General features: G+C 65.0%; 26 protein-coding genes. 4 read left to right on the forward strand and 22 right to left on the reverse strand.

Translation table 11 applies throughout. The features are described 5' to 3' along the window. Positions 1 to 13 precede the first annotated feature (13 nt). Complete coding sequence (locus DES44_RS08200) at positions 14 to 241, reverse strand: hypothetical protein (protein WP_058934522.1); 228 nt, start codon at positions 239 to 241, stop codon at positions 14 to 16. A 497-nt stretch (positions 242 to 738) separates the two neighbouring features. Then, positions 739 to 1,197: a HEPN domain-containing protein gene (locus tag DES44_RS08205; RefSeq protein ID WP_058934523.1), complete on the reverse strand. Its 459-nt coding sequence runs from the start codon at positions 1,195 to 1,197 to the stop codon at positions 739 to 741. Positions 1,198 to 1,210: 13 nt separating this feature from the next. Between DES44_RS08205 and DES44_RS08210 the strand changes: the two genes are divergently transcribed. Continuing rightward, positions 1,211 to 1,750 carry a hypothetical protein gene (locus DES44_RS08210; RefSeq protein WP_058934524.1) on the forward strand — a complete coding sequence of 180 codons (540 nt, stop codon included), beginning with the start codon at positions 1,211 to 1,213 and terminating at the stop codon, positions 1,748 to 1,750. A 113-nt stretch (positions 1,751 to 1,863) separates the two neighbouring features. On the opposite strand, the gene fliR is transcribed toward DES44_RS08210, so the two are convergent. The 13 genes from fliR to fliF form a co-directional block, all read right to left on the reverse strand. Beyond that, positions 1,864 to 2,628: a flagellar biosynthetic protein FliR gene (fliR, locus tag DES44_RS08215; protein WP_058934525.1), complete on the reverse strand. Its 765-nt coding sequence runs from the start codon at positions 2,626 to 2,628 to the stop codon at positions 1,864 to 1,866. 52 nt (positions 2,629 to 2,680) lie between these two features. Then, complete coding sequence (gene fliQ, locus DES44_RS08220) at positions 2,681 to 2,950, reverse strand: flagellar biosynthesis protein FliQ (protein WP_058934526.1); 270 nt, start codon at positions 2,948 to 2,950, stop codon at positions 2,681 to 2,683. A gap of 62 nt (positions 2,951 to 3,012) precedes the next feature. After that, a complete protein-coding gene (gene fliP, locus DES44_RS08225; RefSeq protein WP_058934527.1) occupies positions 3,013 to 3,819 on the reverse strand; it encodes a flagellar type III secretion system pore protein FliP in 807 nt (268 codons plus the stop codon). Then, positions 3,797 to 4,150 (reverse strand): FliO/MopB family protein, encoded by a 354-nt coding sequence (locus DES44_RS08230; protein ID WP_058934528.1) that lies wholly within the window; start codon positions 4,148 to 4,150, stop codon positions 3,797 to 3,799. Before DES44_RS08230 ends, fliP begins: the two co-directional genes overlap by 23 nt. A gap of 304 nt (positions 4,151 to 4,454) precedes the next feature. After that, positions 4,455 to 4,904, reverse strand: a complete 450-nt coding sequence (gene fliN / locus DES44_RS08235; protein ID WP_058937309.1) for a flagellar motor switch protein FliN — start codon at positions 4,902 to 4,904, stop codon at positions 4,455 to 4,457. Beyond that, positions 4,897 to 5,898, reverse strand: coding sequence for a flagellar motor switch protein FliM (gene fliM, locus DES44_RS08240; RefSeq protein ID WP_058934529.1), 1,002 nt, complete (start codon positions 5,896 to 5,898; stop codon positions 4,897 to 4,899). Before fliM ends, fliN begins: the two co-directional genes overlap by 8 nt. A gap of 27 nt (positions 5,899 to 5,925) precedes the next feature. Beyond that, positions 5,926 to 6,507: a flagellar basal body-associated FliL family protein gene (locus tag DES44_RS08245; protein ID WP_058934530.1), complete on the reverse strand. Its 582-nt coding sequence runs from the start codon at positions 6,505 to 6,507 to the stop codon at positions 5,926 to 5,928. 189 nt (positions 6,508 to 6,696) lie between these two features. Then, the gene (locus tag DES44_RS08250) at positions 6,697 to 8,208 is read right to left on the reverse strand and encodes a flagellar hook-length control protein FliK (protein WP_058934531.1); all 1,512 of its coding nucleotides are present in this window, start codon (positions 8,206 to 8,208) and stop codon (positions 6,697 to 6,699) included. 9 nt (positions 8,209 to 8,217) lie between these two features. Beyond that, positions 8,218 to 8,688 (reverse strand): flagellar export protein FliJ, encoded by a 471-nt coding sequence (gene fliJ, locus DES44_RS08255; protein ID WP_058934532.1) that lies wholly within the window; start codon positions 8,686 to 8,688, stop codon positions 8,218 to 8,220. A gap of 32 nt (positions 8,689 to 8,720) precedes the next feature. Then, positions 8,721 to 10,145 carry a flagellar protein export ATPase FliI gene (gene fliI / locus DES44_RS08260; RefSeq protein ID WP_058934533.1) on the reverse strand — a complete coding sequence of 475 codons (1,425 nt, stop codon included), beginning with the start codon at positions 10,143 to 10,145 and terminating at the stop codon, positions 8,721 to 8,723. A gap of 11 nt (positions 10,146 to 10,156) precedes the next feature. After that, a complete protein-coding gene (locus DES44_RS08265; RefSeq protein ID WP_083525471.1) occupies positions 10,157 to 11,101 on the reverse strand; it encodes a FliH/SctL family protein in 945 nt (314 codons plus the stop codon). A 33-nt stretch (positions 11,102 to 11,134) separates the two neighbouring features. Further along, on the reverse strand, positions 11,135 to 12,130 hold the full coding sequence (gene fliG, locus DES44_RS08270; RefSeq protein WP_058934534.1) for a flagellar motor switch protein FliG: 996 nt from the start codon (positions 12,128 to 12,130) through the stop codon (positions 11,135 to 11,137). An 84-nt stretch (positions 12,131 to 12,214) separates the two neighbouring features. Next, positions 12,215 to 13,927 (reverse strand): flagellar basal-body MS-ring/collar protein FliF, encoded by a 1,713-nt coding sequence (gene fliF, locus DES44_RS08275; protein WP_058934535.1) that lies wholly within the window; start codon positions 13,925 to 13,927, stop codon positions 12,215 to 12,217. A gap of 166 nt (positions 13,928 to 14,093) precedes the next feature. Between fliF and fliE the strand changes: the two genes are divergently transcribed. Continuing rightward, positions 14,094 to 14,411 (forward strand): flagellar hook-basal body complex protein FliE, encoded by a 318-nt coding sequence (gene fliE / locus DES44_RS08280; protein WP_083525472.1) that lies wholly within the window; start codon positions 14,094 to 14,096, stop codon positions 14,409 to 14,411. A 45-nt stretch (positions 14,412 to 14,456) separates the two neighbouring features. On the opposite strand, the gene DES44_RS08285 is transcribed toward fliE, so the two are convergent. The 7 genes from DES44_RS08285 to DES44_RS08315 all read right to left on the reverse strand — a co-directional run bounded on the left by DES44_RS08285 (position 14,457) and on the right by DES44_RS08315 (position 22,001). Further along, positions 14,457 to 15,323: a flagellar brake protein gene (locus DES44_RS08285; protein ID WP_058934536.1), complete on the reverse strand. Its 867-nt coding sequence runs from the start codon at positions 15,321 to 15,323 to the stop codon at positions 14,457 to 14,459. A 25-nt stretch (positions 15,324 to 15,348) separates the two neighbouring features. Continuing rightward, positions 15,349 to 15,648 (reverse strand): flagellar protein FliT, encoded by a 300-nt coding sequence (locus DES44_RS08290; RefSeq protein WP_058934537.1) that lies wholly within the window; start codon positions 15,646 to 15,648, stop codon positions 15,349 to 15,351. A 107-nt stretch (positions 15,649 to 15,755) separates the two neighbouring features. After that, complete coding sequence (fliS, locus tag DES44_RS08295; protein ID WP_058934538.1) at positions 15,756 to 16,190, reverse strand: flagellar export chaperone FliS; 435 nt, start codon at positions 16,188 to 16,190, stop codon at positions 15,756 to 15,758. 186 nt (positions 16,191 to 16,376) lie between these two features. Next, entirely contained in the window at positions 16,377 to 17,807 is a 1,431-nt protein-coding gene (fliD, locus tag DES44_RS08300; protein ID WP_083525473.1) for a flagellar filament capping protein FliD, read from the reverse strand. Positions 17,808 to 17,961: 154 nt separating this feature from the next. Next, positions 17,962 to 18,831 (reverse strand): flagellin N-terminal helical domain-containing protein, encoded by an 870-nt coding sequence (locus DES44_RS08305; RefSeq protein WP_058934540.1) that lies wholly within the window; start codon positions 18,829 to 18,831, stop codon positions 17,962 to 17,964. A 315-nt stretch (positions 18,832 to 19,146) separates the two neighbouring features. Next, positions 19,147 to 19,989: a flagellin N-terminal helical domain-containing protein gene (locus DES44_RS08310; protein ID WP_058934541.1), complete on the reverse strand. Its 843-nt coding sequence runs from the start codon at positions 19,987 to 19,989 to the stop codon at positions 19,147 to 19,149. A gap of 1,172 nt (positions 19,990 to 21,161) precedes the next feature. Further along, complete coding sequence (locus DES44_RS08315; protein WP_058934542.1) at positions 21,162 to 22,001, reverse strand: flagellin N-terminal helical domain-containing protein; 840 nt, start codon at positions 21,999 to 22,001, stop codon at positions 21,162 to 21,164. A gap of 511 nt (positions 22,002 to 22,512) precedes the next feature. Between DES44_RS08315 and DES44_RS08320 the strand changes: the two genes are divergently transcribed. Together DES44_RS08320 and flhD are read left to right on the forward strand one after the other, a co-directional pair. Beyond that, entirely contained in the window at positions 22,513 to 23,013 is a 501-nt protein-coding gene (locus DES44_RS08320) for a tetratricopeptide repeat protein (RefSeq protein ID WP_058934543.1), read from the forward strand. Positions 23,014 to 23,469: 456 nt separating this feature from the next. Then, positions 23,470 to 23,793, forward strand: a complete 324-nt coding sequence (gene flhD / locus DES44_RS08325) for a flagellar transcriptional regulator FlhD (protein ID WP_058934544.1) — start codon at positions 23,470 to 23,472, stop codon at positions 23,791 to 23,793. Positions 23,794 to 23,795 lie beyond the last annotated feature (2 nt).

A 23,795-nucleotide genomic window follows, 5' to 3' on the forward strand; every position in this document is an offset into this window, starting at 1 on the left:
TGAACCTGCCCCTTCAGTGCCTGGGTCGGTAGGGGCCTCGGGCCACCATCAGGCCGATGTGCCCTGAGGTATGGCGCACATGCAGCCCTTCAGCGAAAAGCGCATCCAGGAAGGCCCGGTGCTCCTCATGGATGGCGCCGCGCCGTTTCAGGGCGGGGAGCCCGTACACCGTGAACCACAGGCAGAGCCAGCCGTCTTCCGGGTCGATGCTCACATGGGCTGTCAGCGTGCAGCCTTTCATATGGTGACTGAGCAGCCGGCAATAGTCAGCAAGTGCCTTAGGGTGCAGAAACGGTTTGCGCTTGAGGTACCAACGGCTGAGTGTCTGGAACTCCGGGCTCTTCAGTAGAACCTCTGTGTCCTGAACCCACTGGTCGTCGTGAGTCCCTCGCCAGAAGCCGGATTCCAGCCGCTGCTGAATTCGACGGAGTTGGCGGAACTTCCAGGGGTCTGGAGACGCTGAAAGGGCAGGGCCGCCAGCGGGATGTCGTGTCGGCCGTGGCCGAGGTGTGGGGGCATGGAGAGGTGTCGGCATGGTGGAGTCGGCTGAAGCAGTGAGCCGCGCCATGGCGTAGGCGCGGTGGCGAATGGAATGGGATGTCTCCATTGTGAGAATGCGCCACCGGCTTGCCAACGACTCGTTCAAGTCGTTCCACCCCGATTCCGTCAAACCATGCCACGAGACTTCCGCTCGCTTGTGAACCTCTGACGCTAGGCAAAGGCCGCCAGCAGCAGTCTTCATCGGCGGCCTCTTCCCGGCGGTCCGGGCCGCGAGTGTGCCGGTGACGACGGCGCTGCGCGAGCTTTGAACAGGTGCAGCAAAGCGGGGGCCTCAAGCTCTCTCGCGATGAGGCGGGCGGTCTGGACTGCCCGCTGGGCGCTCTCTCGAATCATGCGCAGGTCGAGCGAATCGTCCAGCTGATAGTCCGACTGATTGCGCAGCTTGCGGAGCCTCTCCATGTCCTGCGCCAGGCGAGGCAGCCCGCGCCGCTTGAGCAGCCGCTGCGTTTCCGCATGCACCGTTGCCGACGTCAGCGTGACCTGCAGCAGCTCGCGAGTCTGCAGGAACACGCCGTAGTAAGCCCTGGACACCGCTGACCGCAAGCAGGCTTCATCGCGTTGCGCGACCAGCTTTTCTGCGAGGTGGACGAACTGTTTGGGGTGGAACCGGGACATCGCGACCTCCTGAAACTGCAAGGGCAGGGCGGTAGTGGTGATCCAACAAGCGCAGGCCGATGTGGTCGTCCATCTGGCGGTACTGAAGGCCCTCGTGGTAGACCGCCGCCAGAAATTGCGCATGCATGGGATGGATGTATTGGCCCTTGCGCAGGGGACGGCACCCATAGACCGAGAACTCCATGGAGATCCATCCGTCTTCGGGATCCACGCTCAGGAAAGCCGTGATGATCTTGTGGCCCATGTGCTGGCGCAGCAGTCGGTGATAGGTGTTCAGCACCTCAGGATCGAAAAAGGGCTTGCGGCGAAGGAACCATTGGGCCAGCCGGTGGTAATCCCGCGTGCCGGTGAGGACCTCCACGCGAGGCGGCTGGTCCTCTCGGCCGTGTGCGCAAAAGCCAATTTCGAACCGGCGCTGAAGTCGTCGGATATGGCGCAGGGTGCCGATGTCCAGGGACGGGACTGCGGCGTTGGGCACGGTAGTCGCCACGGCATGGTGGCCTGGGCGTTGCTGGGTGGGGGTGGATCGGGCGGTCAGTGGCATGAGACGGCAGTCCTCGGGAATGGGCTGTGATGAGTCCATTCTGGGAATTTGCCGGCCGCTTGCCAACGACTCGTTCAAGTCGTTCCACCCCGATTCCGTCAAACCATCCCACGAGACTTCCGCTCGCTTGTGAACCTCTGACGTTAGGTGAAGGCCGCCAGCAGCCGCTCCAGCGCAATCATGAAGGGCTGATGCATGAGCGGCAGCGTGGCCACCAGGCCGACCAGCCCGATGCTGACCGTCAGCGGGAAACCGACCGAGAAGACATTGAGCTGCGGCGCCACCCGCGAGATGATGCCCAGCACCAGGTTCACGAACAGCAGCATCGTCACCAGGGGCAGGGCGATCCACAGGCCCATGCGGAAGACTTCCGCCCCCCACACCTGCGGCTGCGCCACCCGCAGGAAGCGGAACGGCTCTTCGCCCACCGGGAAAGCCTGGAAGCTCGCCACCAGGGACTGGATGAGCATCAGATGTCCGTTGATGGCGATGAACAGGAATGCCACCATCGACCCAAGGAACCGCGAGGACGAAGTGCCTTGCGAACCGGTGGAAGGATCGAAGAAGCCGGCGAAGTTCAGCCCCATCTGCAGGCCGATGAGCTCACCGGCAAACTCCAGTGAGGCAAAGACCAGCCGCACAGCGAAGCCCATGGACAGGCCGATGAGCAGTTGCTGTGCCACCACCACCAGCAGTTGCGGCAGGGAGTCCAGCGGCACCACCGGCATGGCGGGGAGCGAGGGCTGCGCGGCCACTGCAATGAACAGCGCCAGGCCGATCTTGACCCGCTGCGGCACTGCCCGCTGGCTGAACACCGGCATGCCGGCGAACAGCGCCAGCGTGCGGATGAACGGCCACAGGATGGGGTTGAGCCAGGCCATGACCTGGGCTTCGCTGAAGGTCAGCATGGGGTCAGCATGGGATCAGCTTCGGCCCGGCATCGTCATGCGCGTGCGTCGGTCAGCCCAGCGCCTGCGGAATGCTCTGCAAGGTGCGCTGGATGTACTCCACCAAGGTGGTGATCATCCACGGGCCGGCGATGGCCAGCACCAGCACGGCCGCCAAAATCTTGGGGACGAAGGATAGGGTGGATTCGTTGATCTGGGTAGCCGCCTGGAAGACAGACACCAGCACCCCGACCGCCAGCACCGTCAGCAGCAGCGGCGCCGCGACCATCAGCAGCACATACAGGCCTTGCTGGCCGATGGTGAAGACTTGTTGGGCGTCCATGGTGTGTCGATCTTGATGGAAGACAGAGGAGGCGGAAGAGTGTGGGGGCCAGCGTGGCGCCGCTACTGGGCGAAGGACGCCGCCAGCGACCCCAGCAGCAGGTTCCAGCCATCGGCCAGCACGAACAGCATCAGCTTGAAGGGCAGCGACACCAGCACCGGCGACAGCATCATCATGCCCAGGCTCATGAGTACGCTGGACACGATCATGTCGATGACCAGGAAGGGGATAAAAATAAGGAAGGCAATCTGGAAGGCCGACTTCAGTTCGCTGGTCACGAAGGCCGGCACGAGAACGCGGAAGGGAACGTTCTCCGGCGTCGTGGCCGCATCGAGCTTGGCCAGGCGCGAGAAGAGCGCCACGTCGGACTGCCGGGTCTGCTTGAGCATGAAGGCGCGCATCGGCACCTGCGCCCGCTCCAGCGCCACCTCAAAGCTGATCTGGCCGGTCGAGTAAGGCTGGTAGGCGTCCGCGTAGACACGGTCCAGGGTCGGGCTCATGACAAAGAAGGTCAGGAAGAGCGAGAGACCCACGATGACCTGGTTGGGCGGCGCCGCCTGGGTGCCCAGCGCCTGACGCATGAGCGAGAGCACGATGACAATGCGGGTGAAGCCCGTCATCATCAGCAGCACCGCGGGCAGGAAACCCAGTGCGGTGAAAAACAGCAGGGTCTGGATGGGCACCGAATAGCTGTTGCCGCCAGCGCCCTGGCTGATGATCAGCGGCACAGACGCGGGGGAGGTGCCGGTTTGCTGGGCGAAAGCGGTCATGCTGAGCCCACCCAAGGCGAGCACGCCCAGCAGGCTCAGCGTTTTGGCCACGCGGCGCGATGTGATTCCGCGCACCTCAGACACCCGTTCCGTCTGCATTGCGACCCCCCAAACTGCGCTTGAGAAGATTCGCAAAGCTCGGCTGCGCCGCCTGCAATGCCACCCCCACATCCGGCTGCGGCGGCATCTCATGCAAGGTCCGAATCTGCTGGCCCGTAATGCCCAGCACCAACCACCGACGGTCCTCGCCCTGGCCCACCTCCACAATCACAATCCGCTGGCTCGGCGCAATCACCAGTTGCGCCACCGTGCGCAAATGACCCCCCAGCGCAGCACCGCCTAAAGGCGTTCGCTTGAGCAACCACAGCACCACAGGAATGAGCGCCAGAATCGCCAGAAACCACAGGAAAGGTGCGAGGGAGGTGTTCATGCGGTCAGATTATGACCCCGGGGATTGGGGGAGCGGTCCTTCGATCGAAACAACCAAGCCGGGGGGGGGGAGCGGTCCTTCGATCGAAACAACCGGGCCGGGGCTGTTTGCTCCATGTCCCTCCTGTCCCGCTTCGCGGGCCATTCCTTCCTTGACTTCCGCAAACAGCCCCGGCCCGGTTGTTTCTCCCACCCAGGACTTAGGGAGAAAGGAGGGAGCGGTGCGGCGGGTGAGGCGGGGGCGGGGCAGTCAGGACCGAGGGGAGCCTTTGTGCGGATGGGATGGGAGTGGTGAACGCTTGGCGTCAGGCCTTGCTCAGGCGGCGCATGCGCTCCGAAGGCGTCACGATGTCAGTCAGGCGGATACCGAATTTGTCGTTCACCACCACGACTTCACCTTGCGCAATCAGGTAGCCATTCACCAGCACATCCATCGGCTCACCCGCCAAAGCATCCAGTTCCACAACGGAGCCTTGGGCCAGTTGCAGAATGTTCTTGATCGGGATGCGGGTGCGGCCCAGCTCAACAGTCAACTGGACCGGAATGTCCAGAATCATGTTGATGTCGCTGCCCGGCATGTTGCCCGGCGTCGGCGTGAAATTCGTGAAAGTGGCCGGCGCGACCTGCTCGGCCACCGACTGCACTTCCTCCACCGCCTGGCCACCACCACCACCGCCGCCAGCCTCGGCCAGCGCCGCCGCCCATTCAGCGGCCATTGCGTCCTGTTCGTCCATCGGGTTCGGAGTGTCAGCCATTGCGGGCTCCCAGCCAGCCCGCATCCGGGCCAGTCAGCAGTTTTTCAATCTTGATCGAGTATTTGCCGTTCGAGGTGCCGTAATGGCAATCAAAGACCGGCACACCGTCCACCTTGGCCTGGATGATCTGCTCCAGGTCCAGCTCAATGAAGTCGCCCGGCTTGAACGCCAGCAACTGCTCCACCGTCGCCGGCGCCTTCGCCAGCTCCGCCACCAGCTCCACTTCCGCCGACTGGATCTGGTGCTTGAGCAAATTCACCCAGCGCCGGTCCGGCTCGCTGGAATCCCCCTGCGTCGTGCTGTAGAGCACGTCCCGAATGGGCTCCAGCGTGGAATACGGAATGCAGAAGTACACCGTGCCACTCGTCTCGCCAATCTCCAGCGTGAAGCTGGTCGAGACAATGATCTCGCTCGGCGTGGCAATGTTGGCAAACTGCGGCTGCATCTCGGAACGCTGATATTCCAGCTCCAGCGGATAGATGCCCTTCCAGGCCTTCTGGTATTCCTGCGTGATGACTTCCACCAAGCGCAGAATCACCCGCTGCTCCGTGGCAGAGAAGTCCCGGCCCTCGATGCGGGTGTGAAACTTCCCGATGCCGCCAAAGAGCGAATCAATGACCGCAAACACCAGCGTCGGGTCGCAGACGATCAGCCCCGACCCCCGCAGCGGCTTGACCGACACAATGTTGAAGTTGGTCGGCACCACGATCTCTCGCAGGAAGGCGCTGTACTTCTGCACCTTGATGCCGCCAATGGCCACTTCCGGGCTCTTGCGAATGAAGTTGAACAGCCCAATGCGGATATTGCGCGCAAAACGCTCGTTGATGATTTCCATCGTGGGCATGCGCCCACGAACAATCCGCTCCTGGCTGGCCAGGTTGTATTCGCGAATGCCGCCGCTCTGGACCTCTTCGGCCTCCAGCTTCTGGCTCTCGCCCGTGATGCCCTGCAACAGGGCATCCACTTCGTCCTGGGAGAGGATCTGCTGATTCATGGCATCAACCTTTGCACGGGCTCGCGCTTATTGCACGATGAAGGTGGAAAACAGCACTTGCGTGACCGGGCTTTCCACTTGCTTCTTCTTGCGCTTCTTCTTTTTCGGCGCGTCGCTGTCTTCTTCCTCTTCGTCGTCCAGCTCGATGCCCATCGGACGCACCGCCTCGCGCCGGATCTCCCTCGCCAGCTTCTCCTTGCCTTCCACCGTCAGCAATTCAGCCGAGGTCTTGTGCGAGAGCACCAGCAGCACGTTGTTGCGGATGGCCGGCATGTAGGCCTTGAGCTGGTCGGCAAACTTCGGGTCCGCCACCTCGAGCGTGACACCCACCTGGGCAAACCGGTCCACTTCCTTGTCCGCCAGGTTGACGGTGAAGGGATCCAGCGGGACAAACGTCGGCGGCGTGCCAGGCTTGGCATGGGCCGCCGGCGCGTGAGTCTCCTCCGCCGCGCCGCCTTCCTCGTCCGCGTTGGCAGCCTTCTTCTTCATCATCAGCAGGGCGCCCACGCCAGCCAGCACCAGCACCAGAACAATGGCGATGATGATGATCAGCTTCTTCTTGCCGCCGCCCTTGGCGGCGACCTCATTCCCTGCAGCTGCAGTGGCCATGGGTGGGCTCCTGTAATCAGTCGGACACGCGGGCTCGCAAGAAGCCCTCTACACCATCCATTGTGCGGCGACGGCGTCAGCGCCAAAACTGGAAAAGACAGGAAAAACGGGATTTAGCAAGAAGACCACCCGCCGAAAGACGCCGTCGGTGCAGTCCCCTGCGCCGAGCCTCTGCCAGAGGCCCTTGCGTCAGGCGTACAGGTCCACCAGGCCGCGCGGCGCCGTGCGGCGTTCGCTGCGAGCGACGGAAGTCAGGCCGTCATCGCCAGCGCCGCCACGGGTGCCGCCCCGGCGACCGTCGCCGCGGCCGTCACCGTCCGCGTCGCGCCCGCCCTGGCCGTTGCCGGACTGCGTCTGTGCAAAGACACCGCCGCCGCTGAGCGTGATGCCCTGGTTCTGCAGCGCCGCCGCCAGCTCCGGCATGCTGCGCATCAGCACCTCACGGGTGTCCGCCTGCGCCGCATGGAAGTTGACCTGCGCCTGCTGGCCGTCCAGCTGGATCTGGATGGCCACCGGTCCCATGTCCGCCGGGTTGAGCTGCAGCTGCGCTTCGTGCACGCCGTCCTGGATCAGCAGGCTGACGCTGGCCGACAGCTCCGGCGCGAAGTCCGGGCTGTCCAGCGGTTGCGACAGCGGGACCGAGGGCACGTCGGCGGCGCGTGGCGCCTCCGGGCCCCCGGCTGCCCCGGTACCGTCCGCCTGCTGCGCCGCAGCCAGCAGCGCTTCAAAGCTCTGGCCCGGGCCACCTGCGGCAGCCTTGTCGCCCAGCGCGATCTCCTTGGCGCCACCGGCCAGGGCCTGAAGACCATCGACCGCTTCACCCGCGTGACCCTTGCCATCGGCCGACAGGCCGGCGCGTTGCAGGTCCTGTTGCAGCTCCTGTTGCAAGGCGTCGCGCGCGGACGCGCCGCCGGCCGCATGGCCGCCCTTGGCGTGGCCGGTCAGCGGCGCCTGATCGTCGCCGGCGCCTTCAGTCAGCGCCTCACCCTTGGCCTGCGGCCGCGTCTCGGCCGGCGCATCGCCGCGCAGCATCGCCAGCATCTGCTGGGCCGCAGCGGTGGGATCGGTCGTGGCCGTCTTGTCGGCTGCGCCGGCATCGTCCTCCGAAGCGGCCTTGTCGGTCTTGTCGGCCGAGGTCGATGCATCGGACTTCGTCGATGCATCAGTGGCGCTGTTCTTCGCCCCCGTGCCTTTGGCCGATGCGTCCGACGCATCCGCCCTGGCCTGCGCCTGGGCCTGGGCCTGGGCCTGGGCGGACGGGGCCGGTGCCTTGGGCGCGTCCGCCTGCTTGTTGGCAGCGTTGCGGTTCAGGGCATTGCGGGCGTTGAGCTTGTTTTCTTCCTGCGCCGTGCTGCTGGTGCCGTTGGCATTGCGCGCGCCATTGCCGTTTCCAGCACCGTTGGCCGGACGGTTCTGCGCCGAGCGCTGGGCAGCCGCCGTCTGCGGGGCTGCGCTTTGCGTCTGCGTCGCCGAGGGCGCTGCATTCGCGGCAAACGGCTGCGCCTGCGGTGCTCGGGTCTGCAGATGCTGCGCGCTCTGGTTCAGCAACTGCGAGAACGACGGGGCGGCCGCCGGCGCGTTGGTGGAGGGCAGGGGCTGGGCACGGCCGCTGTCCTTGCGGGTGCCCGCGGACGGCCCGCCCAGGCCGGTGAGGGCGCTGCTGGCGGTGGAGCCGGAGTGATGCAGGGGGATCTGGGACATGGACGGACCTCAGGCAACCAGACGGTTCAAAGGATTGCCGCCCCGTGCAGCGGCACGGGCCGCCTGCTCGTCAGTGGCCCGCTGCTCCTGGCGCATCTCGGTGCGCAGGGCCTCGGCACGGCGGCGTTCGATCAGCTTGCGCACGGACGCCACACGGAGCTCACGCTCCTGCAGCACCCGGCGAGCCGCGTCCAGACGTTGATCCGCAAAATCGGCCACACCGGCCTGCTGGCCGATGGCCTGGTCCAGCCGCCCGCCGAAGTTCTGGTAGCAACCCAGAATCTGGATGGTGGTGCGCTGGGCAAATTCCTGTTTCCAGCGGGACTGGTAGTCGCTGCGGTACTGGCTGAGCTGGTCATGCTGCAGCCGGGCCGCCTGGGCCCGTCGCTCCGCATCCTGGAGGAAGCGAAGGGCTTCGTCGCGCTCGGCTTCCGCGCGCTCCAGCAGCACGGTCAGCGCTTGCAGGTTGGAACTACTCATTGGCATACCTCGTCCACGGATTTCCACGTCTGTCACGTGGAATGAAGTGTGGCCGCCAATTGGTTCAGGCAATCCGCCAAAGAAGCGGGTGAATGCATGTCTTGTTGAAGCAATCGGACCATGTCGGCATGCAAGCGAACGGCGGCATCCAGTTCCGGATCGTGCCCTGCCTGATAGGCGCCGAGCTGAATCAGATCGCGCGCTTTGTTGAATTTCGCGAGCAATTGCCGGAATCGCCGGGCGAGTTCCACATGACGGCGGTCCGCCACGCTGGTCATCACCCGGGAGATCGATTTCTCCACGTCGATGGCGGGGTAATGCCCGCTCTCGGCCAGCTCCCGGCTCAGCACGATGTGGCCGTCCAAAATCCCGCGTGCAGCATCGGCGATCGGGTCCTGCTGGTCATCCCCTTCCGAGAGGACGGTGTAGAAGGCGGTGATCGAGCCTTCACCCGCCAAACCGTTGCCGCTGCGCTCCACCAGCTGCGGAAGCTTGGCAAAACACGAAGGCGGATAGCCCTTGGTGGCCGGCGGTTCGCCAATGGCTAAGGCAATCTCCCGCTGCGCCATGGCGTAGCGGGTGAGCGAGTCCATCAGCAGCAGCACATGTTGACCGCGGTCCCGGAAATGCTCGGCAATCGCCGTCGCATAGCTGGCGCCCTGCATGCGCAGCAGCGGCGGTGCATCGGCCGGTGCGGCCACCACCACCGAGCGGCGCAGCCCTTCCTCGCCCAGGATGTCCTCGATGAATTCCTTCACTTCCCGGCCGCGCTCGCCGATGAGCCCCACCACGATCACGTCCGCCTGCGTGTAGCGGGCCATCATGCCCAGCAGCACCGACTTGCCCACGCCCGTGCCGGCAAACAGGCCCAGACGCTGGCCCCGGCCCACGGTGAGCAGGGAATTGATGGCGCGCACGCCGGTATCCAGCGGGCGGCGCACCGGGTCGCGGTCCATGGCATTGATGGCGCGGCGGACCATCGGTTCGTCCCGCACCTGCTGCAGCGGGCCGCCCCGGTCCAGCGGATGGCCCTGCGGATCGACCACCCGGCCCAGCAGGCCGTCGCCCATGGGCAGGTGCAGGCCGCGGTCCTCGTCTCGCCGCCAGGGGTGGCGTTCCTCGCCCAGCACCGGCCCGTGAAGGGCAGCCGGCCGCGGCAGCACCATGGCGCCGCTGGCCAGTCCGTGGATCTCGTCGGTGGGCATCAGGTAGGCCCGGTCGCCGGAAAAGCCGACGACCTCCGCCTGCACCGGCCGCTGGCCGCGGCGCGGCTGGGCGGCCGAGGAGGGCATGTGGATCTCGCACACCGAGCCCACCGGCACTTTCACGCCAGTGGCCTCCAGCACGAGACCGGCCACACGCACCAGCTTGCCTTGCGGCTCCAGGGTGGGCGCGTTGCTGGAGAAATTCTGCAGGTCGCGGAAATACTGCTGCCAGCGATCGGTGCGGGTGCTCATGGCGCGCCTGCTCAGGCCGGGGTGTCGTCGCCGAAGCGGCTGTGGTCAAAACGGCTGGGCTCGAAGCGGGGCTCCTCCGCACGAGCCTCTGGACGACCCTCCGGACGACCCTCCGGACGATAATCGGCACGACCGTCCGTACGCCCCTCGGGGCGCGCGTCCCGGCCGCCGTCCGGCTGGCGCGGCCGCATGGTGTCGCTCTCCGATCCCGTGCGCCGGTCTTCCCACACCGAGGCCTGCCCGATGGTGGACACCGCCGCCTGCCAGCGCGCCGGCAGCGTGGCGTCCACGCTGCAGATGTCCGCATCCACCTTGCAGCCGCCGCGGGCAATGCTGAAGTCCGGAATGACCTGGGTTTCGCGGGCCCGAAGTTCCTCGCCAGCGCCTTCCAGCACCAGGGGAAGGTCGTCCGGATGCACCCGCATGCGCACATGGCGGGCACTGATGAGCAGCGCCTCCACCGCATCGTGCGCCACCTTGGCGATCAGCTCCGGATGCGTGGTGAGCTCATTGCGCACGACCTGCCGGGCCAGCTCCACGGCCGTGCGGGCCAGCGATTCCGCCATGTCCCGTTCGATGCTTTGAAGGTCCGCATCGAAGCTGGTCACCAAGGCACCCACCTGGGCGCTGATCTGCTTGGCAAAGCTCTGCTTGAAGGCGTCCAGCGCGGCCATGCCGTCGCGATAACCGTCCTGGTAGCCCGACTGCCGGGCGCTGTGCAGCAATTCGTCGATGCTGGGTGGCGGGGGCGGCGGTGGGGCGGGCGGCTCCACCGGCGGCGGTGCGCTGACCGGGGGCCGTCGCGGGGCCTGGCCACCGTCCAGCGAGCCCGGATTCCACGCGGCAAAGCCCGACAGCTCTTCCCGCGGAATGATGCGGCTGTAGCTGTTGCCACGCGGCTGCTCGCCCTCCGGGCGGGTGGGCGGGGGCACTTGACGGGGCGGGCGGTTGACCATGGGTAGAAGCTGTCCAGACGACCTGCAAGACTATTACAGGAATTGGTCGTCGCCGCCGCCGGCCAGCACGATTTGTCCTTCGTCCACCAGACGCCGTACGACCTTGAGGATTTCCTTCTGCTCGGCTTCCACTTCGGACAGGCGCACCGGACCGCGGGACTCCAGGTCTTCGCGCAGCGTCTCGGCCGCGCGGCTGGACATGTTCCGGAAGATCTTCTCGCGCAGCTCCGGGCCAGCCCCCTTGAGGGCGACGATGAGCGATTCGGACTGCACTTCCTTGAGCACGGCCTGGATGCCCCGGTCGTCGATCTTGTCCAGATCGTCGAAGGTGAACATGTTGTCCATGATCTTCTGGGCCAGGTCGGAATCGGCCTCGCGGATGTAGTCCAGCACCGAGGCCTCGACGCTGGAGCCCATCATGTTGATGATTTCCGCCGCCGTCTTCACACCGCCCAGGTTGGATTTCTTCATCCGCTCGCCGCCGGCCAGGATCTGGCCCATGACCTCGTTGAGGTCCTTCAAGGCCATCGGCTGGATGCCGTCCAGCGTGGCGATGCGGATCAGCACTTCATTGCGCTGACGTTCGGTGAAGACCCGCAGCACCGAGCTGCTCTGGTCGAAGTCCAGGTGGGACAGGATGGCCGCCACGATCTGTGGGTGCTCGTTGCGCAGCAGCTCGGCCACCGAGCCCGGGTCCATCCACTTCAGGCTTTCGATGGACGACACGTCCGAGCCCTGCAGGATGCGGTCCAGCAGCAGGTTGGCCTTGTCCTCGCCCAGTGCCTTGCGCAGCACGGAGCGCACATATTCGTCGGTGTCGGACACCAGGGTGCTCTGGGTCTCGGCGACCTTGTCGAAACGGTCCAGCACCGATTCCACGCGGTCGCGCGGCACCACCTTCATCTTGGCGATGGTCTCACCCAGCTTCTGGACTTCCTTGGGAGCCAGATGCTTGAACACCTCGGAGGCCTCTTCCTCGCCCAGGGACATGAGCAGGATGGCTGCGTCTTCTACGCCTTTGTCGTCCATGTCGGGTCTCTTTTCCTGGCTGGCTGGTTGCCTGAATTCTTGCCGGATTGGGGGGCTGTGCTGTGCAGAGGAACGGGCGCCGGATCAGCGCTTGGCCGTTTCCAGCTCTTCGCCATTCACCCAGGCACGCATGATGTTGGCCACTGCCACCGGATTCTCTCTCGCCAACTGGCGGGCGCGTTCGAGTTTGTCGTTAGAGATGGGGGCTTCCAGGGCCGGCAGGCCGCCAGGGCCGACCGCCAGGGCCAGTTGTTCATTCTCGACGACGTTCAGGTCGGTGGCCGCAGCGGCTGCAGCGTCATCCTTCGCCGGCGGCGGCGGGAAGGCCGCCTTCAGCGCCGGACGGACCAGGCCGAACACCGCGATCAGGGCCACCAGCACCAGGGCGGCGGGAATGGCGGCGTCACGGGCCACGTCGCGCAGCCAGGGCTGGCGCCACAGCGGCAGGTCGGCCGGCTCGTTCTTGTCGGTGACAAACGGCGCGCTGATGACCTTGACCGAATCGCCGCGGTCCTGCGAGAAGCCCAGCGCTTCCTTGACCAGGCCGTCGAGCTTCTGCAGTTCGGCGTCCGACAGCGGTTGGCTGGTCGTCTTGCCCTTGGCATCGGTCACCGTCTTCTGGTTGACGACCACCGCGGCATTCAGGCGACGCACCTGGCCGATGGCATTGCGGGTGACCCGCACGGTGCGATCGACTTCGAATTCGGTGCCATTGACCCGGCGGGTGTTCTGGCTGCCACCGGAGGTGCCGGCCGGCTGCAGTTGCTGGGCCTGGCCGTTGATCGGGGCGGTGGCTTGCGGCGGCACCTGGTTGGTGGTGGCACCCGGCACGCCGGTGGGCACGGGCGGCGTGCTGCCGATCTGCTCCTCGGAATTCATGCGGCGCACCGAGCTCTGGGTGTTCGGGCCCTGGTTGGGCTTGAATTCCTCGGCGGTGGATTCGACCTGGTTGAAGTCCACGTCGGCGGTGACGGTGGAGCGCAGGTTGTCGCGGCCTACCACCGGCTCCAGCAGCTCGGCGATGCGCTTGTTGAGGTTGTTCTCGACCTGCTGCTTGTAGAGCAGTTGCTGGCTGTCCAGGCCAGTGCCGTTGTTGTCGGTGTTGTTGGAGAGCAGGGTGCCGGTGCTGTCCAGCACGCTGACCGCCTTCGGGTTGAGCTCCGGCACCGACGAGGACACCAGGTGCACGATGCCGGCGATCTGGTTGCGGTCCAGGCTGCGGCCGCCGCGCAGGGTGAGCATCACCGAAGCGCTGGGCTTTTGCTGTTCACGGAAGAAGCCGTTCTGCTGCGGAATGGCCAGATGCACGCGGGCATCGGCCACGTCGGCCATGGCGGTGATGGTGCGGGTGAGCTCGCCCTCCAGGCCGCGCTGGAAGTTCAGCCGTTCATTGAACTGGGTCTGGCCGATGGACTGCTTGTCCATCAGCTCGAAACCGACGATGCCGCCCTTGGGCAGCCCTTGCGACGCCAGCTTCATGCGCAGGTCATACACCTGGCTGGCCGGGACCATGATGGTGCCGCCCGGCTCATTGCGGTAGGGCACATTCATCTGGGCCAGCTGCGCAATGACCGCGCCGCCGTCCTTGTCTGACAGGCCGGAGAAGAGGGGGCGGTAGTCGCCCTTGCTGGTCATCATCGTCATGGCGACGATCACCGCCATCAGCGCGGCCAGTCCGCCCCCGAGCATCAGCTTGCTCTTGGTGGGCATCGCGGCCAGGCGGGCAGGGAAGCTTTGCGGGGCTTCCGGCTTGACGTCGGGGAGACCGGCGGCGGGGCTGCTCAGGGCGTTGTCCATGGGGCGGGTGGGTCGGCGTAGGTGATTCGGGCGTCGCACGGCCGGGTGACTCCAGGCCGCAGTCCGAATTATTCGCAGGACTGGCCTCAAGAATGCCGGAAACAGGCCGAAGAAGCCCCCCTTGTTTCGCACTTGTGTCGGCCGGGGAGTCTCTACAGTCCAGTCCGTGGACCTCAAACTTCAACCCTTCAATTTCGCCAGCGCGGTGGCCCGTGCCGGACTGACCCCCCAGGGGCAGCCGGTGGCCAAACCCGCGTCCGGGACGAACTTTGCCGATGCGATGAGTTCGGCGTTGAAGTCCGTCAGCACCCAGCAAAATGAGGCGTCTCGCCTGCAGCGGGAGGTCCAGCTGGACAATCCGACCGTCAGCCTGGAAGAGACGATGGTGGCCATGCAGAAGGCCCAGATCGGCTTTCAGGCCACCTTGCAGGTGCGCAACCGGTTGGTCTCGGCCTATTCCGAGATCATGAACATGCAGGTCTGACGCTGACGCTCGACCTGACAAACCGACGACCTGACTCCCTGCGTTTTAGCCGCCTGGCCGTTTCATCAGACGTTCGCGCTTTTGCGCCTGGTCGATGAACACCTGCAGCGCCCGCGCCGCCGATGGCGCCAGCGAGATGAATGCGCAGCCCAGCTGATGCGGGGCCTGGCCCTCGCCAGGTGTGACATGCTGCACACGCAGAAGGGCTGAGAAGCTCACTTCCCGTTCCAGTTCCAATGTGCCGGTCAGCTCCGCGCCCGCCTGGGGTGGTGGCGGCATCGTGCCGGTGGCGCCTGTGGTCGCCGCACGCGAGGCGGCATCCACCGCGGCGCCCGCGGTCGCGCCCACTGCTGCAGCCGTGGCGCTGGATTGTGGCCATTGAAGCGCCAGTCCGCCCCCGCTCACATTCACGACGCGAATGCGCAATCCGTCCGGCTGGGTGAGGCGAAGCGCCGGATACAACTGCCCGGCTGATTGCACCCGATACGCCTGGCGGCGCTGGAAACGATAGAGCTGTTTGGGGATCGAAGCGCTCAGGACTTCGCCGCCCGGGTCCCTGGCGGCGCGCAAACCGGTGACTTCAAACTCAAGCTTGATCTTGTCCAGATAGGCGGTGGCCGTGACGACCTTGCTGGCCACCAGCACAGGCGTGACGGTCGGGTCCACCGACCCTTCGAAGGTCAGCAGGCCGTGCGGCGCATCCAGCGCCAGCAGGACGGTGTGCAGCAGCGCGCCGTCTGGCGTGCTCAATTGCACACGCGTGCGCGCCTGCATCAGCTCCCTCAGCCAGCTCTGGATTTCGCCAGGGGCGTCCAGCCGATAGTCCTCGAGCGTTTCCGGAGTGTCCGCACCAGCGCCAACGGCCGCAGTCGATGCGGCCGTGGAGGAGAGATCAGCGTCTCGGTCGTTCAAGGCAGCTCGCTCCGTGGCCCGCCGCTCAGTGCACCGTCTTGGACTTGCCCTTCATCAGCTGGTCCAGGTCTTCCAGCCAGGGTTCGGCCAGGTGACGGATCTCGGCATCGTTCAGCAGGATGCGCTGCATGATGCGGCTCTTGAGCTGCGACTCTTCCGCGCCCAGCTGCTGCTGCGAAGCGGCATGCTTGAGTTGCGAAATCAGCAGCACGCAGGCGCCTTCCAGCTTGACCACCTCATCCCAGTTGCCGGTGCGTGCCGCATTGAGCATGTCGGCGCTGGCCTGTTCGATGGCTTCGTAGTAGCTCAGGAGATGGGTATTCATGGTCGTCGTCGGGGCGGAAGAGGCCGGGGCGGCGGAGTGCGTCTTGGCGGCGGAAGGCTTGGTCATGGTCGAGCTCGTCTCGGAGAGTCCAGGATGACAGCCGACCGTCAGGCGGCAACGCGTTGTTCGTTCAGGGCCGGGGCGATGCTGGCCCAGGCTTCACGGATGGGCTGCATCAGACGTTGGCACTCTTCCACCGCAGCGATGTCGCTGTGCAGATTGGCGTAGGTCAGGCGCATGCTCATGTAGGCATACAGGTCCCGCAGATCCAGCGCCAGGTTGCCGGCGGACGGGTTCAGCGCAGCCTTCAGGCCTTCGTCCAGGATGCGAACGGCCTTGCTCAGCGCTTTGCCTTTCGCTTCGACATTCCCGGCACGAATCGCTCCCAGGCTCTGGGTCATGGCGTCGTTGGCGCCGTCCAGCAGGAGCTGCACCAGCCGGTGCGGCGAAGCCTGCAGCACATCGGTTTCCACGCCGACGCGGTTGTACATGTTGCTCGCGCGCTGGCCGTGGGAAGCAAAGGGAGAAGAGTTTCCGTACATGGTGTGCTGCGGGTTGTCGTAGTGCTTGTTTTAGTTTTCGGCGCTGACGCGTCCAACTTGAGCCAACCCTCGCCTTGATTTATGCAGGAATTTTGCGGTAATTCACAAAAACAAAAGCCTCCGTGAGGAGGCTTGGGGCTGCTCTTTTCAGAGCGCTGAAGAAGGTGGGGGTTTTCCCCGCGATTTTCAGCTGCTGCTGCTGCCCAGCATGCTGGTGAGTTTGCCAACGTAGCTGTTCAGATCGTTGAGCTTGGCCATTTGCGTGTCCAGCGCGGTGTACTGGGCACGCAGACGCTTTTCGTAGGCGGCGGAGCGGTCGGTCAATTCGTCCACCCGCTTGTTGTTGGCCGTCACCCGGGACTGCAGTCCCGCCGTGCGGGTGGTGAGGCTGCCGTCCATGCCGGTGACCTGGTCGGCCAGGGCGCGCCAGCGGGTGGCAATGCCGTTGTTGGCCGAATTGGTGCTGTCGGTGCCCATGAACAGCTGCTTGAGGTCGCTGAGATGACCGAGCGCGCTGCTGAGCTTGGAGTCGTCCACGGTGATGGTGCCGGCCGTGCCGATGTTCAGCCCCAGGTCCGACAGCCGTGCGTAGGCGCCGCCCAGCGTGCTGCCGCCTGCGGTGATGTTGCGCAACTGGGCCTGCAGGCCCACGGCCGTGCTGTCGCCCTGCAGGGCGCCGGCGGTCTTGGTGGACGCGTCGTACTTGGTGTTGTCCCGCAGCAGGTTCATCAGGCTGTTGTAGGACGTGACGAAGTCGGTGATGACCTTCTTCACGCTGTCCTTGTCCTGGCCGACGGTGACGGTCAGGTCGCCCTGCTTGAGGATGTTGATGCTCAACCCATCCACCGCGTTTTCGATCACATTGGTGGACGAGACGATGTCGATGTTGTTGATCTTGACCTTGGCGTTTTGCGCCGCGGCATTCTGCGTCATGGACTTGATGCCGGCCGTGGGGTCGTAGGCGAGGGCGGACAGGCCGGAGGCATCGCTGCCGTTGCCGTCGGCATCTGCCGTGGTGATGCGGAATCCGTTGGCTTCCCCGGTGGCCGAGGAGCGGATGACCAGGCGGCTGCCTGTGGAATCCGTCACGACCGAGGCCAGCACGCCGGAGCCGGACGCATTGATCTTGTCGCGTACGCTGGCCAGGGTGTCGGTGGCCGAGATGGAAATGCTGACCGGCGTGCTGCCGCTCTTGCTGGTGAAGGACGATTGTGTCGCGTCGCCCCATTGCCCCAGTTCAATCGTCATGGTGCCGGCGCCCACCGGTGTCGTGCTGGACATGGCGCCGCTCACCACGCTTTGCGCGGCGGCCAGTTGCGACACGCTGACGCTGTAGCTGCCGGCCCCGCTGCCCGACCCGGCCGTGACCGTGGCCATGGTGGTGTCGGAGGAGGTGGCCGTGAGGGCCGCCCAGCTGGCGGGCGTGGTGAGCTTGCTGGCGGCGTCCCGCATGCTGCTGAAGGCGCTCTGGATCTTGCCGTACACCGAGATCTGCGTCTTGATCGTGTCGTTGCGGCTCTGCAGATTGGTGATCGGTTGGTTTTCGACCTCCAGCATCTTGGAGATGATGCTTTCGACGGGCAAGCCGCTCCCTGAGCCGATAGAGGAAATGGTCATGGTGTTCGACTCCCGGTTCTGACCTGACAGCTCAGAGCGTTCATCCGCCGGTCAGGCACGCGCAATGGACGACAGGGCCCCCTGAGGAGGCCCTGTCCACGGTATCGGCACGCCAGGCGTCCGACTTGAGGGGAATTTCGCGTCAGGACGCGAATCAGCCCTTCAACAGGGACAGGACCTGCTGCGGCAGCTGGTTGGCCTGGGCCACCATCGCATTGCCGGCCTGCTGCAGGATCTGGGCCCGGCTGAGGTTGGAGGTTTCCTGGGCAAAGTCGGCGTCCATGATCCGGCTGCGGGCGGCGGTCTGGTTTTCGTAGGCCACCTGCAGGTTGGAGATCACGGCATCGAAGCGGTTCTGGGTGGCACCCAGCACGGCGCGCTGGGAGTTGACCGCGTCCAGCGCCGAGTCGATGTTGGCCACGACGGTGGCGATGGTGGCGGGGTCGGACGTGTTGTCGATGACCGCGCGGCCGGCGCCATTGATGTCGGTGCCGGCGACCGCCGTGATGGCCGGGTCCTGCGTCATGTTGGGCGTGGTGACGACGATTTCGTCATTGGCCGTGGTGTTGGGGCCCACCTGGAAAGTCTGCGGCGTGGCCGCATCGGCGCCCAGGATGTATTTGCCGTTGAAGGTGGTGCCGCCCAGCACGCGCTGCATTTCCTTGGCCAGCTCGCCGAATTCCTTGTCCAGCGAATCCTTGTCGCTGTTGGCATTCGTGGCGTTGCGGGCCTGGATGGCGAGTTCACGCATGCGCTGCAATGAATCGGCCACCTTGCCCAGCGCGCCTTCAGCGGTCTGCGCCAGCGAGATGCCGTCATTGGAGTTTCGAATGGCGACACTCATGCCCCGGGCCTGGGCATTCATGCGTTCAGCGATGGCCAGGCCGGCGGCATCATCCTTGGCGGAGTTCACCCGCAGGCCCGACGACAGCCGCTGCATCGAAGTCGCCAGCGACGACTGCGACATGTTCAGATTGCGTTGCGCGTTCAGCGAAGCAATGTTGGTGTTGATGGTCTGTGGCATTGATGCACTCCTGCGGAGATCCTTGTCCTGGCTTTAGATCCTGACGGTGATCGTGGTTGACGCTGTCGTTCCCGACCTCGCCTGCCGACCCCCACCGCGCCCCTGGCGCTCTGGATGGATCTGCCGGTTGGACCGGTGGTCGAGCCGCTCAAAATGCAGGCTCGATGGATCTCATTGTGGAGAATGTGTCCAATGCATGAAGCCGCGATAAAGGGGTGAAAGACCGATCAAATGAAAGAAAGGCCCCGCGACCGTCCCGGGGTGGGGACGGCGGCGGGGCCTCGATGAAAAGGGGGTTCTGGCGCTTGGCGTGGCTTAGCTGCGCAGCAGCGAGAGGACCTGCTGCGGCAGCTGGTTGGCCTGGGCCACCATGGTGTTGCCGGCCTGTTGCAGAATCTGCGCACGGCTGAGGTTGGCGGTTTCAGCGGCGAAGTCGGCGTCCATGATCCGGCTGCGGGCAGCGGTCTGGTTTTCGACCGAGATCTGCAGGTTGGAGATGATGGCGTCGAAGCGGTTCTGCGAAGCACCCAGCACGGCGCGCTGGCCACTGACGGTCTTGATGGCGGCATCGATGTTGTCGATGACGGTCGCCAGGGTGGCCGGCGTGGAGGCGTTGTCGATGGCGCCGGCGGTGACGGCCGTGATGGTGGCATCCTGCGTCAGGTCGGTGGTGACCACATCCACCGAGTCGTTGGCCGTGGTGTTGGCGCCGATCTGGAAGGTCTGGGTGCCGGCATCGGCCGCCAAAATGGCCTTGCCGTTGAAGGTGGTGCCACCCAGGACGCGGCCGATTTCTTCACCCAGCTGGGCGTATTCGCGGCCCAGGGAGTCGAGGTCGGACGTGGTGTTGGTGGCGTTACGGGCCTGGACCGCCAGTTCCCGCATACGCTGCAGGGAGTCACCCACCTTGGAGAGCGCGCCTTCCGCCGTTTGCGACAGCGAGATGCCGTCGTTGGCATTGCGGACAGCGACGTTCATGCCGCGGACCTGCGCATTCATGCGCTCGGCAATGGCCAGACCAGCCGCATCATCCTTGGCAGAGTTGACACGCATGCCGGAAGACAGGCGCTGCATGGACGTGGTCAGGGACGATTGCGAGGCGCTGAGGTTGCGCTGAGCATTCAGGGAAGCCAGGTTGGTGTTGATGATCTGAGCCATGATCAAAATCCTTTCGATTGCGTAGACCTTGTCGGTCCGAGTCGGAGAAATCTCGTCCGACTGGGCCGGACCACGAGGTCCTTGCTAGACATTGCGGACCCGTTGAAACCGTTATCGGGTCTGGGCTCGAAAGACTTGAGGGGGAAATGGGAGGCGCAGCTGTAACAGCGGCCCGCGAGTGTGATTTCGTGGGCGTGTGGCGGGGGTTGTCGAAGAAATGGCCGGTGTTTACCCGGCTTTTCATCGTTTCAACCACCCTCAGCGGGGCCAGTGCGTCCACGTTGCGTGGGCGCTGGGTATTGGGTGACTCTGAACAGAAGCCCCTGAAGAAACGCGGTCTCGGAGGGAGCCCCGGCAGCGCCGCCGATGTCTAGGGCAGCAGCGCTGGGCTCACCGGAACTCCCTCCGGCCGACGGTTTCCTCTTCCTCTTCTTTGTACTGAGCCCGGCGCTACGAAAGCGCCGACCCGGGGCCTGTTTGCTCCATGTCATTCCTGTCCCGCTTCGCGGGCCATTCCCTTCTTAACTTCCGCAAACAGGCCCCGGGTCGCCGCTTTCTTCGAAGCTGCTCACCGCCACGTCTGCAGTCCTCTCACCTATCTAGATCGGATGACGGTCGAAGGACTCAACGCGGCGCCATCGCCGCAGCGCTGGCAGTCCACATTCCCCTTCATCAAGACCAACATCCGGCGAAGGACTCCACGCACCACCTTTGCCGCAGCGCAGGCAGTCCGCACATTCCCTCATCAAGACCAACATCCTGGCGATGGATTCCACGCGTATGCCCATGCCGCAGCGCAGGCAGTCACGTAGTCCTCCATCAAGACCTTCAATCTTTCGTGGCTCGCCTTTCCATCCACACGCCGCCAATGCGGGCAGTGAAAAGCAGGTGTCGATGGCCACCGCAAAGACCGGGCCGACGCTCGGAAAGAGAGCGTCCGCCCCGTCCCTGACGCCGTACGGGCCCGCCGCGCCCCGCAAGTCGGGCACTACTCCATCCATCGCACAGGACGATGAGCTTGCGGGGGCGGCTGACGCCGTACGTTCTGCGAGAGGTCCGGGCCGTCGGAGGCGCCGTTTCAGGCGCTGCCTCGTCCGGCGCTGCCAGGCGAGGAGGGCACTGGTCAGGACAGGGGCTGAGCCCCGTCCCGGTGGCGCGTCCGGCGAAGCCGATCAGCGCAGCAGGGCCAGCACTTGCTGGGGAGCCTGGTTGGCCTGCGCGATCATGGCGTTGCCAGCCTGTTGCAGAATCTGGGCGCGGCTCAGGTTCGCGGTTTCCGACGCAAAGTCAGCATCCATGATCCGGCTGCGCGCCGCAGTCTGGTTCTCCACCGAGATCTGCAGGTTGGAGATGATCGCGTCAAAGCGGTTCTGCGAAGCACCCAGCTTGGAACGCTCGGTCGAGACGGTCTTGATGGCCGAGTCGATGTTGTCAATCACCGTCGCCAGGTCCGTGGTGGTCGAGGCGTTGGTGATGGCGCCGCCGGTCACGGCCGTGATGGTCGTGTCGGTCGTCATGTTGGTCGTGACCACGTCCACCGAGTCATTCGTGGTGGTGTTGGCACCGATCTGGAAGGTCTGGGTGCCAGCATCCGTCGCCAGAATGGCACGGCCGTTGAAGGTGGTGCCGCCCAGCACGCGCTGGATTTCAGAGCCCAGCTGCGCATATTCCTGACCAATCGAATCCAGGTCAGAGGTGGTGTTGGTGGCGTTACGGGCCTGCACCGCCAGTTCACGCATACGCTGCAGCGAATCACCCACCTTGGACAGCGCACCTTCAGCCGTCTGCGACAGAGAGATGCCGTCATTGGCATTGCGCTGAGCCACGTTCATGCCGCGGACCTGGGCTTGCATGCGGTCAGCAATGGCCAGCCCGGCAGCGTCATCCTTGGCGGAGTTGACGCGCAGACCCGACGACAGGCGCTGCATCGAAACAGCCAACGAGCTCTGGCTGGTAGAGGTGTTGCGCTGAGCGTTGAGCGACAGCAGGTTGGTGTTGATGACTTGGGCCATGTTTTGCTCCTAACAGCAATCTAGAAATACATACCGGCAAAAGCGCCGAACCACACATGAGCTGTGCCAGTCCGGCGCCAGACAACCTGTTTCGCCCCGCCCCTCCCTGGGGGCCATGACGCTTGGCCTTCTAACCGGACGACGTGTCTGCGAGCAGACCCGTTGTTTGGGTTGTCGGCACTTGCGCCATAGAACTTAAGGGCTGTTTGTCAAGACACTTGAAAGCTTGAAAAGAGGGTCTGACAACAGGCTTTTCGGCGTTTGACTTTTGGCGGGAGCTGGGCCCCTGCCGCCAATCAAACCGACGGACACAAGTGGTTAACGGCAGCCCTCGGCCCGGATAAAGGGGAATGGGCGGTGATTCGGGCGCTTTTCGTGTGCTTGATCACGGGGGGCTCCCCCTAAAGTCCATCCCAGCGTTGCCGAGCCCGGTGACGCACCCCCCGTCACCCCGGTGACCCGGCCGTCCGGTCGTCACCCTCCGCAACCTTCGACCCACATGGAGAGGTCTATGCCGCTGCAATCCGCCAAACAAGCGAACCCCCAGGCACGGTCCGCCGCGTCCATCGTGTCCACCCCGTCCACCGACGGCGTCAGCCGCATCCAGCCCGGCTCCCACGAAGCCATGCTGCTGCTGGCCCAGGCCCGCAACGCCGCCTTCGAGCAAGCCTCGCAAGGTCGCCTGGGCGAGGGTGTGAATCTGCTGTGCAATGCCCTCGAAATCGAGCCGACCAGCGTGGACCTGCTGTCCGACGTGGCCGCTCTGCTGCTCTCCGCCGGTCAATTGACCGACGCCGCCCTGTATGCCCATCAGGCCATCCAGATCCAGCCCCAACACGCGCCCAGCCTCTATACGCTGGCATTCGCGCTGTCCGGCCTGGGCGAGGTCAAGGCCGCGATCGAAGTGCTGACCACCCTGTGCCAGGGCGAAGCCGCCGAGATGCTCAAGCGCGAAACCCCCGAGCTGGCCCCGCTGGTGGCCACCGAGCTGCGCCGTCTGCAAATGACCTGACGTCCATTCGTGACAAAGTGCCGCGTCCGGGGCTGCGTTTGCCTCTGCGCCTGCGGTCTTGTGCGCGCATCCGCTTTCCCGGTGGGCGTTTCGCCCGGCACGAATTCACGAATGCAATGCAGTCCGCCCGCGTGCGGACATCGCTCAGGCGCAATGCCTGACGCGAACGGCCTGACAAAGGCCCCTGAATGACTGACGCCCTCCGGCACCGGCTGCCGGAGGGTTCATCCGCCCTGCAAGTGCCTGCCCATCGAGTGTTGGCGCAGCGCCGAACGCAGTGGCCGCCCGTTTCTGTCTCCCCGTCCCGTCTCTCCAATCTGGCAGCGTGTAGGAATTGCGCTGACAAGCCGGTCGGCGCGTTCCCTAGCCGGGAACTGGCGCCACCCTGATGTTGTCAGCCATGGTGAATCCGCAGAATTCATTCCAACGCAGCCACAACGCCAACCGGAGAGCCCCATGAATGCAGACCAGATCCTTGCCGAGATTCGCGAAGCCAACCTGTCCTACCTGATGCTCGCCCAGAGCCTCATCCGCACCGATCGCGAGCAAGCCCTGTTCCGCCTGGGCATCTCTGAAGACACCGCCATCCTGCTCAACACCCTGAGCCCCGCTCAGATGATGAAGATGGCCGCCAGCAATACGCTGCTGTGCCGCTTCCGCATGGACGACGACCTGGTCTGGAACCTGCTGACCAGCCACGGCAAGCCCGCCGCGAACGATTCGGTCTCCCGCCTGCACGCCTCCATCCTGATGGCCGGTCGCCATCACGAAGCGGCCTGAGC

It is taken from the genome of Roseateles depolymerans (assembly GCF_003387155.1).
Taxonomy (GTDB): domain Bacteria; phylum Pseudomonadota; class Gammaproteobacteria; order Burkholderiales; family Burkholderiaceae_C; genus Roseateles; species Roseateles depolymerans.